Below are 15532 nucleotides of genomic sequence, written 5' to 3'. Positions count from 1 at the left end.
CCCGTGGGCCAAGAGAAAAGGGCGGCAGGCTGCCCTACCGCCTGATCGGCCCCATTATCCTAGCCGTTCATGGCCGTACCTTTCGACCCGACCTGGCAGGCGCTACCCACCAACCGCTAGCGCGGCTGGCAGATCTGCCTAGCGATCCCGTCGAATTCGCGGTCGAAACTGGCGCGTTCGGCCGCGCTGAGAAAGCCCTGCTGCTTGACCAGGTCATCGGTCTGGCTGCGCACCGCGGCGATGCGCTCGCTGAAGGCCGTTGCCTGTTCCTGACTGATCCGCCGCGCCTTGCGCGCCGTGCTCACATCCGCCAGCAGCACATTGGCGCGCAGCGAGACATGCGCCTGCCGTGGATCACTGATGGCGCCGCCCAGCTCACCCGGAAGTTCATGCTGCTGCTGCAGATCGCAGCTCGGCAAACCGAGGTCGTTCTGGCGAATCGGCTCCCGGGTACAGGCGCCCAGGGCGAGCGGCAGCAGCAACAGGGGAATCAGGGATTTCATCCAGGTCTCCTCGGGATGGCCGTAGTGGAGACCTTGAGAGCCCCGGACGGGCGCTTCGTTCAAGAAGGCCTCTGCGCCGGGCCTTGGCAAAGCCCTGAGGCTAGTCGTCCCGCCGCGCCTGCCGTTCCAGCACCGCCAGCTGCAGCCGCGCCTCGTCGGCCACCGGGCCCCTGCCGACCGCACTGCTCTGCAGCAGCGATAGATTCAGGGAGTACACAGCTGCCTCTATCCCCGGACGGAGGGCATGGCCGGCCTGGGCCAGGGCGGTGTCTTCGGTCAGGAGCGGAGCGGCGAGAAAGAGGGTGACCGAGCTGGTCAGGAGGTATCTCATGAGGCGTCCTTGCTGGGTGGATCACCAGGGTATCGGCATCCGGCCGGCTGGTTGGAGCGGATCTAGAGGTCAGAGCTTAGATCAGAATCGCGAGCGTGGTAGTGATAATGGTCAGATAAATCACGCCGGCAATCTGGCGTAGGTTCTTTCGCGAACGGTCTGTGCGTCTTGGAAAGGCTTGAACGACGGCCAGAAACAGCAAAGCCCGCGCGATGGCGGGCTTTGCTGAGGTTCACGCGGCGGTGAACGGAAGATGGCGCACTCGGCGGGATTCGAACCCACGACCCCTCCTTCGGAGGCCAATACGGTACAGGAATCTTGACTGGCGGTAAGCGTTCAAAAATGCCTCAAAGTGCCGTACTGCAAGGGTTTAGTCTTTTAGCGTGCCTTGCAGTTTAGGGCTAATAGTGACATCTGGGGGTGGTTACCCTTGGCACAAAAAACGAAATCCGAGATATCGATTTTGACCACTAGCCAGACCCTGATACGTCCTACCGTCTTCTCATTGAGCCAAAGCTTTGCTCGCGACACGCAGCGGGATGGGCCAAGTACGCTCACCGGTGGGCGTGGAGCTTAACGGATCGCTAGCACCTGGCGCTGCTTTGGCTCCAGCGGCGTGTGGTATGCATGACTTCAGCCTTGCTGCGCCTGAGCCTGAGTTCGTACCAACCTGTTTCTTGTCCTGGGCGTTTACATATGCGCAACCCAAGCATGGGCTGGTCAAAAGTTACCGGCACCTATCTATGCGTGTAGGACTTTGCTCTTGCAGGAGGCAACAGAGTCGCAAGCAACAAGATTTGCGGGCGAGAGGCGTTGCGGTTAGCTCACTCGTCCTTGGCGTTTACGTCGGCAGAGACTTTGCCAAACGACTCCCAGTGGCCAACCAGCTCATCTACGCTATCAGGGATGCGCGGAGATTTACTGAGCACCAGGCAACGGGTAGTGCCTACGTACTCTTCAAGCAGATAGAGCGTGTCCCCAACGTCGACGCCCATCTCCTGCAGAACGTCGTCGGGTAGGCGAATAGCACCGTCGCCGTCCCAGTCCTCAATCACTACATGATTCCGCATGGTGACCTCAGGCAGCGGCTGAATGAAGTGTCCGCAGGGGGAGGCAACGGCGAGCCGATGCCAACAAAGTCCCGCGGCGCAGATCGATAGGATACCAAAAACGATTGGTCTCAAAAGGGACTAACGAACGCAAATTATTCGCTGTTCAGGGACGCATCGGAAAGAATTAACGAGCGGCGTTGGCCGCAAGCAGAGCGATACCTCATGTGAAGGTGCTCTTGCGGGACCGACGTACGATGTGCAAATAGCGCTACACTTGCGTCATATTTTGCAGCTGGCGATCAGCGAGTTCCGCCGAGACCCTACGCGCAAGACAGTCGCAGCTCAACGGAATCCTTCTCGGTATTGCTCACGCCAGCTCAGCTGGGCCATGCTCTGCGGGATGATAGTCAACGTCTTTGGAGTGAAACGTCGAAGACATACTTTCGAGAAAAATCATGAATCGAATCGTGGGTAAGCCCAGCAGGACAGCTGGAGGTCAGACAGCAGTAAGCAGCCTGCACATCCCGATTCCCAGCAGAGCACCGTTGCCTTCCAATACGCAAAGGTGATGGAGCACGCTATCAAAGTGTTCGGCGCTCAAAAACTGGCGGAAGAATGGCTAGGTCGCCCTTGTAAGTATCTGGGCGGCGACGTACTGATGAACATTGACAAGAGCCCCGTGCGATTTCGGGCGGTCGTGCTTGGTCTGTTTTCGCGGGCAAGTACTTGGTTTGTCGATGAAGCCGCAAATGACCAGCAACCTGGTTATCGATGCCTTGCTGATGGCGGTTTGCCGGCCTAAGCCAAAGCAGGACGTGATGACTGACTCAGACCAGGGTGGCCGGTTCAGCAGCTGTGACTGGCAGAGTTTCCTGAAAGCCAACAACTGCTTGGCAACATGAGTCGACGTGGCGACTGCACTGAAAATGGCCTTCTTCACAGCGTTGCGTGCGACATCGACCATGGCACAGTCAGTTTATGTCGCACTCAAACCTCCTCCAGGACCAGAAGCTTCAGGCCGTATCCCTGATAGCCTTCGGTGAACAGAAACACATCCGCCGTAGTGATGCCTAGAGCGTCCTCGACAAGGTTTTTCAGCGAGGCCGAGTCGCCGAGTAAAAAGTCAAGATTAGCCTCGATTAACAGCACGGCATCACTAGTTGCCAGGTACACCTCGGGTGGTGCATCGATGAGCAATGCATTCACGGCGGCGACGCGGGTGGCGCCCCAGCCCGTCGCGATTTGGCATATGGCCCCGGAAAGCGTTGTCGATTCATAGCTACTCCAGTCGAGCCCGAGGACGTTGTGCCATATCTGCGCCCGGTGAAAGCTGGCCCAGAACCGTGCCAGTTCATCTGTACTGCTCCATAAGTAAGTGCGGCTGCCTGAGTGGCGCGGCGGCTGTGCACCGGCCAGATAGTGAATATGCACAATCGCTGCGCGCGCGGTGATGTCTTGCGCTGGCTTGGGCATCTGCTCATTGGTGCACAGCCAATGCAGCTCAGCGAAAGGCTGATCTGGCCACTCCTGGTTCCAGGCCAGTGCGGTAAACGAAATGCCTACTATGCCGCTGGCCGCATTGCCGGCGGAACCGGCGTGCTGCTGAAGACATTCGGCTAACTCATGCGCTTCGATCAGCGTGGCGGCGACCACTGCGATGGTTTTGTGGCTCATCTTCAACGCGCCGGTACCGGAGCGTTGATGCATTTGTAGCCAGGGTATTGCGCTTCGGCCGTAATCCGCGCCATTTCCGAACTCACGGCCTGCACGGTCATTCTGAAGTTGGCGCGCGGGCCGGCGTTGGCGACTACGCGTTGCAGCGAGGCGGTATAGGTTTTCATGGATGACTCTCCTGTGAAGTGACAGGAGAGAGAATCTGTTGGCCTTACGACATTCGATGGCGCAATGAAATACTTTTTTGTGCCTAGCGTGAGTAGGCGATTCGCTCACGCCTTCCCCGCGGCAGGATGCCGGGGAGGGCTGAGCTACCCGGCTTCAGGAGAACCATTGCTTTAGTATTTCTTTGGCCTTGGCGACGTGTTCTTCCTTGATATGACTTGCCGTCGCTGCCAATGCCGCGCAGAGCACGCCGATGTCGTCGGTGTAGCCCACCATCGGAGTGATGTCCGGAATAACGTCAACAGGCGATATGAAGTAGCCGAGTGCCCCGTAAATGGTGGTTTTCGCCCAGACCGGCGTGTCTGCATCAATCGCGGCGTAGTACATCTTCAACGCGGGTTCGAGCGCCGTTTCACCGGCGGATTTTGCGTAGGTTTTAACCTTCGTCCAGAACGAGTCGTCTGAGTAATCTTTTTCAAATGTATGGTTTGACATAACGTCTTTGCTCCGTGTCGTGTGGTTTATTTGACTTGATCGCCAGGCTTCGGCATTCCTACGACAAACTGTGTCGCGCTGCCTAGGTGACGGCGTAAAGCGCCGCCATGCGTTTCGCCGTGTCGGCAATCTGTTCTCTTAGCGCCTTTGGCGCCAATACTTCCAAGTGTTCGCCCTGGCTAAGCAACCATAAATCCAGGCCCTGGCTCAGATGCAGGCTTGCCGTTACCTGCCACCAGCCATCTTCACAGGGGGACAGCTGTTGGTCGAGGCTGAGCGGGTTTTCCTGCAGCCGCTGACAGAGCGTATGGCTAACACGTAGTTGCAGCTGCACCGGCGTGTCGGATTTGAGGCCAATCAGACTGCGCTGCGCTGCGCCGCTACCGATTTAATGTCGTAATTCTCCGGAGCCGGGATATTTTCAAAGGTCTCTTTGGCTGCTACGAATCGGTGCATCGGCAAGGCGGCGATGCTGCCTGGCTCCATTCCCTTGAACACACAGGACAGGTAGATATTGGAGTCTTGGTAGGACAGGCCTAAGGGTTTCAGGTGCATCGACCGCGGCTCGGTCGCGCCTCGCTTCAAATACAGCACATCGACGCAAGCCCCCGCTAATAGCGCGTTCTGAATTACTTCGAGTACCTCCGGTGAAATGGTGCCGGGCAACAAGGTGACGAAGCGCGTACTGCTCATCACTTTACCGGTGAAGTCCTGAACTACCCGGTTGCCGCTAAGCAGCGATCTGGCGTAGTCATGCAGGGGCTGGAGCTTGTCTACCTGTGCCGCCATATCAAAGCGCGCGGCGTGGTCCATGATCATCACTAGGTTCATCGCATCGCTGGGCAGCATGCTCAAACGAGATAGCGATTTGTCCGCCCACCAAAGTTTTGCGCTGCCTTCTCCACGACTGCGTACGTGGGGGTACTTTGCCTCGAGTTCCTTAAGGTCACGCTGGATGGAACGCGTGCTTTTTTCAACACCCTGGTTTGCAAGCCTGGCTACCACTGTCGTGGTGTCGATCGCGTTTTCCTTTCTCAGAAGCATACGCAAAATCAAGTCATGGCGATAAAGCCGATCCAATTTCGCATCCTTGCTGGAGTGCGACATGAGCTGTCGCAACGCTGTTGATAATGGCCTGATGCAATCAGTAGCGAGGGCGCAGCATGAACAAAACTGTCGATGTGTTCAATCTGCTAGACCACCTTTTGCCTTCCCTTGAGCAGGTCAGTGTCTGCGAGCCAGGACTGTTGCAGCAGTTGTATGCGGGCGTCGGCATCTCGGTGTCGGCGCAGGGCGGACTCAATGATCGCGCAGTCATTCGCAGCAATACGGCATGCTCCGTACTCAGGCCTTGCAGGGCGATGCAGACGCGCTCAATGACTTGGGCTGGCTTTGGCTCAATGGCACACGCCTGGCTGCCAACCCTCAATTGGCAAAGCGTCTGTTCATATCGGCCGCGTGCCTGAGCTCAGCGCATTCGTTGTTCAATCTTGCCGAACTTGCCTATTTCGGCAAAGGGCTTGAAGTCGATGTGCCGTTGGCTGTCGGCTACTACCAGCAGGCATACGAAGCCGGCATCACCTGCGCGGCGCAGGCGCTGGGGAGCATTTACGAGGACGGCGAAGAAGGCGTTGTTGCTGATCATGCCAAGGCCGTCACTTGGTACAAGCAAGCAGCGGCGGAGCTGGACCCCATGGCTTGTTTCCTGCTCGGTAAGTTGCTGTTGGAAGAACAGTCCGCTGAGTACGACGTGGCGAGCGGTCTCCATTGGCTGCAAGTCGCTGCAATGCAGGGGCAGGTTTCTGCCAGCGAGCGGTTAGCGGATTTCTACGCCTGGAGTTCGACGCGCCGCCGGACCCTGATGGTGTGACGTATCGGTTCTGGCGAGATAGGGCGCTGTCTCAGGGAGGGACTGGTCTGAAATCCGCTGCACCGTGAGGGTAGATGTCAATTGGCCATGATGCGAGAATAAGATGCACGCTCATGGATGTATTCGTAGCGTTTCAAATCAAGGAAACCCCTCCCAATGGCTCTGAGCAGTATCCAGGTTGGCGTGTTAGAACAGGCAGTCTTGAACTATCAATTTCCGCTTGATTATTACGATTTCAAGCTCGCTCCGACGGCCAATCCGCGAGTGGCTTTGAACGTGCAGGAGCTTGAGTCAGTAATCGCTGCGCAGTTGAGCTCCTGTATTCCGGGCGCTGTCGAGGAGGGGCTGGCTAACGTTATCTATTGGGGAAACGCTAGCGCTGGATATCGCGACGATCGCTTCAACCGGTTTCTCAAAACGATCAAACCCTTTCATCCATACGCTGACTTTTGCTCGCTCCACAGTTCGGGCACCTTGTCCCTGGGGAGCATCAAAAAGCTTGGCTACCCCGCCTACTCAGGCATTTCCTTTGTTTCCAAAGTCCTGATGTTTCTCGATCCACTGAATTTTTGTGTGCTCGATTTGCAGATAAGTAAATTGGCAGTGCCTGGCCGCTCTGTGCCCAGAGCGCTGGATACGTTAAGGGTTTATCCAACCAGCATCCCTATCACCGTACACAACGAAAAGGTGTATGACCTCTGGCGTGAGGAGTGTCGGAGTATCAGCGGCACCTACTATGCAGGCAAGTATCGGGTTGCTGATATCGAGCGTGGTTTTTTTGAGTTGATCCGCAGCGGAAAACTCAGCGATGCGCTCGGCATTTACACCGATTTTTGATGCCTCTCTTCTTCTGCCTGTGAGTACCGCCATGCAGCTTTTTCGAGCGATTCCCGCCAGCCGGCTTGCAGATGCCGCCATTGGTATTGGTCGGCAGTCTACCGTTCGTGTACACAGTAATGTGCCCTATGTGGTGGATAACCTGTGGGAGTCACTGCGGCCGAAAAAAATGCCGTATCGCCGCCACGCAATTTACGCCGGTTGGTATCATACCTGACAAGATCTTCGTCCTGCAGGCGATGGATAACCTGTAGCCATTGATCTGCGGTCCATCCGAATTCTGCGCCGGCAATGCGCGTCGGAGGCTAATGCGGTACAGAAGTATTGGGCGGCGGAAGGCGTTCAAAAATGTCTCTAGGTGCCGTACGGCAAGGTTTTCGCCTTTTGCTGCGCCTAGCAGTTTAAGGCAGATAGCGGCATCTGAACGTGGTTATCCTTGGCACAATAAACGAAATTTGGGGTATCGTTTTTTTGACTATTGGCCAGGCCCTGGTGCGTCCTACCGTCTTCCCATTGAGCTTGAGCTCTGTTTGCGGTCCGCGGCGAGCAAAGTAGCGCAATGCTCTCACCGGTGGGCTTAGAGCGTAAAGGAGCTTAGGTGCGTTTTTGGACCCGTCGGTGCGTGTGATGCAAGGCTAAGTCGTGCCGCTTCTGAGCTCGCTAACCTATCGCAGGTTCTAGGCTGTCACATATGCGCAACCCAAGCATGGGGCTGGCCAAATTATCGGCGCATGGCGGACCCTGCTTTGGCAAAAGGCAATGCCAGCGTCGTAATCAAGGACACTTGCGGGCAAGTGGCTTTGCAGTTTACTCACTCGTCCTTGGCGTTTATCTCGGCGGAAAGTTTGCCAAATGGTGCCGAATGGCCAGTTAGCTCATCCACACGATCAGGTATGCGAGGTGACCTACTAAGCACTAGGCGGCAGGCCGTACCCCACATACTCCTCAAGGAGGTAGAGCGTGCCCCCGACCTCGACGCCCAGTTCCTGCACGATCTCTTAAGGAAGCCGAGCAGCACCGTCACCGTTCCAGTCTTCGAGCACCACATAGTGCTTCATCGTAACTCTTAGAGCGGTTAAATGGATGTCCGCAGGGGGAGGCAACGGAGCTGTTGCCAACGAAGTCCCGCGGCGCAGATCAAAAGCATAAAACTCTAGCGCGGAATTCTGCAACCACCGTTTAGGAATGGCTGCTGTCACTTTTCTGAGCAATCGCACCGGCTTTTCAGAAACCTAGGGTTATCGAATGATGCTTAGCGCAGCCGCAGGTATTTGGCCAGGCAGCCAATACCAATTCCTGCAAAGGCTGCGGCTCGGCCGCTTCAAGCGGTGAGTGCGAAATTTCCAGACTCGGATTCTAGAAGCGGATTATAAGGCCTGTCGTCTGCTGAGGTCTGCTGACCCGAAATGGCGGCTTATAGGTCGTTGAGGTCTTCACTATCAGAAAGTCCCGATTCAGCCTTGCTTGCGCTGATCCGAACGACGTGATTTCGGGGCTTGAAAAGGTTGGCGCTGACCTGCGGAGCCCATTCTCAATTCCCCATGTGGGAGTTGAGAAAATTTTCAGTGCAGGCGTTAGCACAGCCGAGCATCCGGTTATCTTGGTGTTTCGTATCTAATCGGAAGAATAACTGATGAGATGGTTGTTTATGGTGATGCTTAGCGGAGGCGCAGGGCTTTGGCTAAGTAGCCAGTACCAGTTTCCGCAATGGCTACTTTGGGCCTTGTTGACGCTAGGGGCCGCGACGTGGTGTTTTGCTAAGTGGACGGAATGGAAGGATTCTAAAAAAGGACGTAATCATGATGGCGCGCGCTGATCGTAGTTGGAATGCATGGCATGTTCAAGCGGCAAGAACTCTACAGATTTTAACTCAGAAGATCTGATGAAATGGAATTCTTAATAGCTTAGGAAGAGGTCGTGATGCGTAAACGGCGTTCAGTAAAGAAACACTCGGTCCAGTTCAACTCAGAACATTACAAGAGGGTGCTGGAGCTGGCAATTGACGTCTTTGGTAACCGAGTACTAGCTGAGGAATGGCTTGGCCGACCTTGCAGGTACTTCAATGGTGAATCACCATCGGCAATTATCGCTGATCCGGTAGGATTGCAAACTGTCGAGGCTTACTTGCAGCGCATTGAGTATGGCGTGTATCACTAGAAATGCAGTCGATGCCTGCCCAATGTTCCGGGTCAATTTTCTACTTTGAGGAAAGTAACTAGCCGGTGCCGGTCGTTTGGAATGTATCGCGCGTCGATGTTAGTTCCGCTTGCTTCCCCGATCGATTATAACTATTCAGGCAGACCTTGCCCTCTCCTGATTCAGCTGGATGTGGCCCTTCAGTTAAGCGCTGCTTATCTTGTTGATCTTGCTCATGAGTCATAGCATTAAAGCTGATCCAATTTCGCATCCTTGCTAAGGCGAGACAAGAGTCGCCGCAGCGCTGTCAATGTGTTCGATCTGCTAGATCACCTTTGGATTCCACCCGGTTTTATCGCTTCTTGATCTGCAGCATGGTCTCTCGCACCTGGAATGGCAGTGCTTACTGAAGGTGTGCCACGAGGTGTCACTCCAAAACCAGTCATCCGGCAGCAACTAGGTTCGACTAGGTAGGCATCGAAAATCCGCGCATGCGCGGATCGTGTGCGCCCGTGATTAGGGGATTTGGCTCTCCCACTATGGAGGTGAACCCTTTGTAGAGCGGTAACCATATGAACCGAAAAGCGCTAATTTCTCTGGCCATAGAGCAAGGCCAATCCGGCCAAGTAGTTGGAGAAATCCTTGATGTCCTTTGTGCACACCCAGATCTGATCGACTTGCCACGTATGGTGGCAGGGCTGCTGCGCGCATTGCGTATATCCGAGCTTGGTTCACCTATCAGAATAGGGAGCTGTGACCCGCTCGTGTGGCGAGAGGTATGCCTGTGGATCGTCTCGCTGAGCAGACAGCCCCAAATCTCGGAGCGTTTGGGGAACCGCTTCTGGTTGGGAACACCACCACCTATTCGAAACCCAGTGCTGAGCAAGGGGGTGAAAAAGTATGGGTTCCCTTATGCAGCGCTGTGGCATGCGCCACGAGATACGGAGAATGCACCGGACTACGACCGTCTGGTCGCTCAGCTACTTGCGGCAACGCAGCCCCCTAGCCATTCGCCACTGTCCGCTCAGCGGTATGCCGCGTTTCTAGATCTGAGGTGGTTGTGCGAAACGCGTCATCTGATCATTCCCCCCGAACTGAGGGTTTGGGGGGACACAGCCAGCTTCGTGGCGGCATGTCGAGGTTTCTCGGCGCTCGACTCCAGCTCTGAGAATTCAGATCGATTCGCTTCTATTACTCGATTGGTTCGTTACAGCCAAGGGGAGGAGCCGCCAACGAGATCAGGCGGCGGCGGTAGCCGCGGCCGGCGCGGAAAACCGGTCGCTCTTGAATTGACGCATTTCATTGCTGAGGATCGCGATGGTTTTGCATTGGGCGATCCAGATGATCCTGACCAGTTGCCGGGTCATTATCAAATCCTCACCCAGCCCCCGACTACTGATACCGACATGGCTGAGTTAGCTCCAGATGAGTTGAGCCCTGTTGCTGAAATCTGGGTGCTGGACGACGTGTGTGCAGAGCGGCCATTTGTTGCTGATTTGCTCAGTCAGCGGAGCATCGAAAATCACATAATACGAAGTCGCCAGCAGTTGCCGTTCACATATACCCAATTCACTCTGACAGAGTTGAGGGGTCTGCTGTTCGGTGCCAGTGATATGTTTGAGGAATGTCGGCGGGCGCTAACCCATAGCCAGAATAAGGTGCACCTTCAGCTGCGGATGGAAGCCATCCTAATGCTGCACATAAGCCTCTGGCTCGGACAGGCTCCATACCACGTCGTTCAGCTAACGGTGGTTGATCGGGAAGCAAATTGCACCGACGGTATGTGCCTATTGAGAGGGGCAGTCTCGCAGTTCTGTGTTCGTGTTCGTCACCCGGAATTGGTGGGAGATGAGCGTTGGCAGGCTAAATACGGATTTCGATCTTCACAGGCCTGCTTGCTGCTGCCTGATCTGGCCGGCAGCTCTGCTTTAATAGCAGTGCTGTTGAGACATTTTCCTCGCACGTCCGATTATGTTTTTACCCATCAGGTCGAAGAGCTGGTCGCAGAAGTCAGGGAGGTTCTCGCGGTTCTAGGCAAGAGCGATCCCAGATACACCCTGAGCAAGGTCAGGAACTACTTGTTCTATCAGATCACCGCGGATACGCAGGACGTAGCTATCGCTGGAATGCTGTCTGGTGTCCGAGTGCCTTCCGCACAAACGCCACAGTATTACCTGCAGCCCAGGGCCAGCCATTTACAGCACATCTACCGTTCTTCTCTGGGACGCGTCCTACAACGAGTCTATGCCTGTGCTGGCTTAGCATACCAATTGCCAGAAATGGATAAGGTCGGTCAGCACGGAAGTGTGGGCGCCACGCACTGCCTATTGCCCGAGACGATTGCATCCAATGTAAGATCCATGGCGAGCATACTGCGTAAGAAGCCGTCGTCGACCCTTATTCACCAAATTACGTGGCATAACGTCTATACCCTATGGGTTGTGCAAATGTTCATGCTATCCACGGGCTGCCGGGCGATCAGCAACCCGTTGCGGTTCGTCGACGAATTTGATTCGCTACTAAGGATTGGCGCGATAGCTGACAAGGACAACGGCGATCGGCACATGAGCCGGCTGGTCTGGGTGCCTGAAATGCTGCAACGGCAATTGGCCCACTACCTCGCACACTGCGTGGCTATCTCGAACGTGCTTCTCGCTGGCTCCTCGGAGGATCATGAGCGATGGTCTCGCGGGTTCTTCCTCTCGCATAGTGATAGCGGAGTCCGCCGCATAGAGATCAGGCCCGCCACTCTTTACCTGTATATGGAGCAGGTAGCTGATTACATTCCACATCGGGTCAATGCTTACCGAAAATTTGTACGCACAGAGCTGTTCGAGCGTGGCTGTCCTGCAGAGGTCCTTGCTGCATTTATGGGGCACTGGCTGCGCGGAGAAGAGCCTCAAGACCCGTATTCATCGTTTTGTCCCGCAGCCTATGCCGGGGTGGTGAGCGACTGGATAACGCAACTGCTGAAAACACTGGGCTGGTACGTCCAGGGAAGTCGGTGGGGGTGATGAGATGACACGTCTGAGCGACCAAGAGGTTGAGTATTTATGGTCTGCAGCACCTCATGAGCCGGACTGGAGAGGAATGGTTCGTGAGCGTTTGAGGCGAATCGTTGAGGAATGTGGAGTGCCACTTGGGCAGTGGTTACTAGGTGCATGTGCCATTCGAGACATCACTGTCGAGCATGTACGCGAGTTGGAGGCTCAATTGGGAACAGATCACGCGCTGCGTAACATGCTGCGAAGCATTACCCAGCGGGTGCGGAACCACCTCCCCAGATTCCCACTAGCGCGCCTGGCTATCGCGGTTGAACGTCCCGCAAACCCGTTCAACCCAGATATTTACACCGCTGAGCGATTACGCCTCAGCCGTCAGTTGCTCAGGGCCTTGCAGATGGGTTACCGGCGCGATCTCGAGTCGCTCCATCCTCCACAGCGCGTCGGACTATTGCTAATGAGCGCTGCCTATAGCGGTGGGTTGCTAGATATCGCTCAGCTGGATGCTCTCGTTTCAGTACCCTTGGAGCGGATCGAATGGCTGGCGGGTGTGCCTGAGGTAAGGCTTCCTTTATCGCTTCGTGGCAAGCGAGAGGCCGAGCACAGACAGTGGTTCCCGGATCCGGCGACGCTGATGTTGATGTTTCGGTGCGCGGACGATCTTCGCTTATTGAAGGAGCAACTGCAGCGTAGAGGCGGCATGCTCCGATGCGTTAACGCATTTTTGACGTCATCTGGGATGCCTGTTAAAGATCTCCCGGGCAGTCTGAGAGAACTACTGGAGCTGCTACGTATGCAGGTGCAGTTGCACCTGCCTCAGATGATAGTCAATTTTGCCTGCCGACAGATGTTCGTGTCCCATTCACTGCGCCCTTCCTCATGGGGAGAAATATTTGGGGTCGCCGGACTAGATGACCCCGCTAATGCTTATGGAAGAAGTGCTGGTGGGGAGGCTGAAATAGAGGAGGGGGCGGACGCGCCAGATTGGTTACTGGAGATATGTCAAAAGATTCGCTCGGAACAACGCATTGAGGCACCCCAAGATGCCAGTGAGCTTCAGCTCTTGGTGACGGAGTGGGCAGGCTGCATGCTCTCTGGGGGCTCGGTATATGGAAACAGTATCGGCCGGTCAACGGTTGCCCGCTATGTTCGGCTGCTAGGGCAGGCGTTGGAGCAGCTAGATGGTCTGACGGTATTCAGACTGGAGCCAGATGCACTGGAGAACATTTATGAAGGTTTGCTCGAGGCCCAGCCCAGCAATGGCAAGCGCCGGACTCTGGCTAGAGCAATTTATGAGTTTCATACGTTTCTGGAGCGCCATCACCATTATCCTCCCATCAGCCCCTTTGCAGTATTGGGTATCGGCCAGGACGTCTCAAGCGTTGATGCACGTATCCTCTCCGAAGATCAGTATCAGGCGGTTTTACGCGCTATTTCTATCTGCGGACTAGAGCTTCGAACACCGCGTTTGGTGACAGCGGCCAAGTTGTTCCTCATCTTAGGATTCCGGCTAGGCTTGCGGCGTAACGAGGCCCTGAAGCTACGGCTATGCGATATACATTTTCCCTTGCTAGAAGCGGATTGCAGCGAACGCATTCACCAGCGTCAACCAAACATGCGCAGACTGTCTCTACCAGAGCTTGTTCATCTGGACTTGCCCATTGACCTGCTCGTTCGACCTCACGCCCTGCGCGGCCTGAAAACACAGAACTCGGTCAGAAGGCTGCCCCTTGTGATGCTGCTGGAGCCTGACGAGCTTACTTTGTTGATGAGCTGGTGCCAGCAACGTCAGGCAGAGGAAGGTAAAAAGCCATTTTCGGAGTTTCTGCTCTGTATCCCAGAGTTGAGATCACAGTGGATAAGCGAAAGCACTTTAATGCCGGCATTACATGCCTGCATGCGTGCTGTGACGGGTTCGGACGTCATTCATTACCATCATCTGCGCCACTCATGCGCCACCTGGCTGATGCTCAAGCTGAGCGGTTTAGTTACCAATGTCACACCGAAGCTTATTTTCGATGATCTACCGCAGACCAGCCGGTGGCTGCAGGATCTAGAAAGATTGCGTGCTGGGCTAGCACCGCCCGGTGGCGGGCCAACACGGCGTGTTGCCCATATCGTCAGCGCCCTTCTCGGCCATAGCAGCCCGAAGGTGTCGCTTCTGCACTATGTTCACTGCCTGCCGCAGATGTTGGCACTAGCCTGGCAGTGGAACCCCAAAGCCTGGCTGTTTAGCGCTTCCAATGTAGCGTCGATTGCACAGGTGAGTCTGCCTACGATGGAGGCGTCTTCGGAAGCTGAGCACCTTCTGAAGGTTATCCGTCGGGTCAGGTCTCTCAGAGCGCATAGGCGCACTCGAAAAGCTGTAATGCGTCCAGTCGCGCAGTTCGTTGAGCAAAACTGGGCGATAAAGCGAATTTGCCAAATCGAGTCCATGCTGGCCTATGCCTCTTATGCGGAGGAAGCCAATCAGCAGATTAATCTGGATTGGCTGGAATTTTCTCCAGAGGATCGGGCCTTGATGCTTGAGCGGGCGCGCTATATACGAGATTTGGCACAGAGCTCTCTGTCTAGTAATGGCAACAAGCACCGATTGCGTTTTTCATTACACGCCAATGCGCCATCGCTAGTGCCGATGCCGCCGCGCCATGGGGGGCGCAACTCAGTAGCTATTTACGCCCACTGTCTATACACGATCTTGGAAGGCGCCGAAGGCGATCGCGCCAATCGAGTTCTAGATGATTTTGTAGAGCGAAGCTGGTTCTCGGAAAGCACTCTGCGCTTTTACCGTAACCGTGATGAGGACCAGGCACGGGACTATTTGTGGCTGCTGAATGCGCTAGGCATTCCTGCGCGGTCGATTGAGCTGATCGTTTATGACAGGCGAAAGCCGAGAGCGAGCAAAGCATATTGGCGCCGCGCGCTTGGAACCCCCCGGAAGCCAGTCGCGCTGCTCCAGCCGGAGAATACCGAGGTGGAGAATCTGCATTTAGGCATTCGCGCCACACTGGAGCTCCAAGATGGATTGCAGCAGAACAGGCATTCAGGCGCGGCCTTACGTTACCTGCTGCTGATGGCTTCCATCGACTGGCATTTCCGCGCCTGACCAGGTCCGGAGGACATTCAGCCTTCCGGATCATCCTGCAATTCTAGCAAGTCTCCCACTTGGCAGTTCAGGTACTGGCAGATCGCTTCCAGGTCCTTGAGCTCTACCCTCTGCGCAGTCTCGTGATACAGCCGCGTGAGGGTTCCGCGGTTGATGCCGGTGTCCCTGACCACGTCACTGATCTTCAGTTTCCGCTCGCCCAGTAAGCGAGATAAATGGCACTTGACCATCCTAATCTCCAAAAATGATCTTCAGAAGATCATTTTGTTCTTGCAAAGCTCAAAATGAGCGTTATATTGATCTGCAGGAGATCATTATGAGTATTCAGGAGCTCATAAGAATCCGCTGTCGTTCAATTTAG

Annotated in this window: 14 protein-coding genes and 3 pseudogenes; 7 read left to right on the top strand and 10 right to left on the bottom strand. The window is 55.3% G+C overall.

What is annotated here, in order from left to right; all coding sequences use genetic code 11:
• Positions 1-116: 116 nt before the first annotated feature.
• From QE393_RS15765 to QE393_RS15755, 3 genes are all read right to left on the bottom strand, one after another.
• Complete coding sequence (locus QE393_RS15765) at positions 117-503, bottom strand: hypothetical protein (RefSeq protein WP_310044554.1); 387 nt, start codon at positions 501-503, stop codon at positions 117-119.
• 100 nt (positions 504-603) lie between these two features.
• Positions 604-834, bottom strand: coding sequence for a hypothetical protein (locus tag QE393_RS15760; RefSeq protein WP_310044551.1), 231 nt, complete (start codon positions 832-834; stop codon positions 604-606).
• An 824-nt stretch (positions 835-1658) separates the two neighbouring features.
• On the bottom strand, positions 1659-1904 hold the full coding sequence (locus tag QE393_RS15755) for an AbrB/MazE/SpoVT family DNA-binding domain-containing protein (protein ID WP_145156039.1): 246 nt from the start codon (positions 1902-1904) through the stop codon (positions 1659-1661).
• Between the two features lie 370 nt (positions 1905-2274).
• Between QE393_RS15755 and QE393_RS15750 the strand changes: the two are divergent.
• Both QE393_RS15750 and QE393_RS15745 read left to right on the top strand, forming a co-directional pair.
• A pseudogene (locus QE393_RS15750) lies at positions 2275-2583 on the top strand (hypothetical protein); the annotation flags it as partial.
• Positions 2572-2829, top strand: a pseudogene (locus QE393_RS15745) (DDE-type integrase/transposase/recombinase); the annotation flags it as partial. The pseudogenes QE393_RS15750 and QE393_RS15745, both read left to right, overlap by 12 nt.
• Before the next feature lie 44 nt (positions 2830-2873).
• On the opposite strand, the gene QE393_RS15740 reads toward QE393_RS15745, so the two are convergent.
• From QE393_RS15740 to QE393_RS15720, 5 genes are all read right to left on the bottom strand, one after another.
• Entirely contained in the window at positions 2874-3560 is a 687-nt protein-coding gene (locus QE393_RS15740) for a hypothetical protein (protein WP_145156041.1), read from the bottom strand.
• 2 nt (positions 3561-3562) lie between these two features.
• On the bottom strand, positions 3563-3727 hold the full coding sequence (locus QE393_RS15735) for a hypothetical protein (RefSeq protein WP_186375347.1): 165 nt from the start codon (positions 3725-3727) through the stop codon (positions 3563-3565).
• 154 nt (positions 3728-3881) lie between these two features.
• Positions 3882-4220 (bottom strand): YkvA family protein, encoded by a 339-nt coding sequence (locus tag QE393_RS15730; protein WP_310044546.1) that lies wholly within the window; start codon positions 4218-4220, stop codon positions 3882-3884.
• 82 nt (positions 4221-4302) lie between these two features.
• Entirely contained in the window at positions 4303-4554 is a 252-nt protein-coding gene (locus QE393_RS15725; protein WP_310044544.1) for a WYL domain-containing protein, read from the bottom strand.
• A 23-nt stretch (positions 4555-4577) separates the two neighbouring features.
• A complete protein-coding gene (locus tag QE393_RS15720; protein ID WP_310044541.1) occupies positions 4578-5327 on the bottom strand; it encodes a transcriptional regulator in 750 nt (249 codons plus the stop codon).
• Positions 5328-5553: 226 nt separating this feature from the next.
• Here QE393_RS15720 and QE393_RS15715 point away from each other — a divergent pair, with 226 nt between their 5' ends.
• Positions 5554-6090, top strand: coding sequence for a tetratricopeptide repeat protein (locus tag QE393_RS15715; protein ID WP_310044538.1), 537 nt, complete (start codon positions 5554-5556; stop codon positions 6088-6090).
• A 156-nt stretch (positions 6091-6246) separates the two neighbouring features.
• On the top strand, positions 6247-6927 hold the full coding sequence (locus tag QE393_RS15710; RefSeq protein WP_286736621.1) for a hypothetical protein: 681 nt from the start codon (positions 6247-6249) through the stop codon (positions 6925-6927).
• Positions 6928-7738: 811 nt separating this feature from the next.
• Here the strand turns inward: QE393_RS15710 and QE393_RS15705 are convergent.
• Positions 7739-7922, bottom strand: a pseudogene (locus QE393_RS15705) (AbrB/MazE/SpoVT family DNA-binding domain-containing protein).
• A gap of 925 nt (positions 7923-8847) precedes the next feature.
• On the opposite strand from QE393_RS15705, the gene QE393_RS15700 reads away from it, so the two are divergent.
• The 3 genes from QE393_RS15700 (at position 8848) to QE393_RS15690 (ending at position 15171) form a co-directional block, all read left to right on the top strand.
• Positions 8848-9084, top strand: coding sequence for an MbcA/ParS/Xre antitoxin family protein (locus tag QE393_RS15700; RefSeq protein WP_145156049.1), 237 nt, complete (start codon positions 8848-8850; stop codon positions 9082-9084).
• Positions 9085-9635: 551 nt separating this feature from the next.
• Entirely contained in the window at positions 9636-12077 is a 2442-nt protein-coding gene (locus tag QE393_RS15695) for a hypothetical protein (protein WP_310044535.1), read from the top strand.
• 4 nt (positions 12078-12081) lie between these two features.
• Positions 12082-15171: a hypothetical protein gene (locus QE393_RS15690; protein WP_310044534.1), complete on the top strand. Its 3090-nt coding sequence runs from the start codon at positions 12082-12084 to the stop codon at positions 15169-15171.
• Between the two features lie 17 nt (positions 15172-15188).
• On the opposite strand, the gene QE393_RS15685 is transcribed toward QE393_RS15690, so the two are convergent.
• Positions 15189-15401: a helix-turn-helix transcriptional regulator gene (locus QE393_RS15685; RefSeq protein WP_023123783.1), complete on the bottom strand. Its 213-nt coding sequence runs from the start codon at positions 15399-15401 to the stop codon at positions 15189-15191.
• Between the last annotated feature and the right edge of the window lie 131 nt (positions 15402-15532).

This window comes from Pseudomonas sp. SORGH_AS_0211 (assembly GCF_031453455.1).
Lineage (GTDB): Bacteria > Pseudomonadota > Gammaproteobacteria > Pseudomonadales > Pseudomonadaceae > Chryseomonas > Chryseomonas aestiva.
This window is presented reverse-complemented; position numbering and strand designations above follow the sequence as displayed.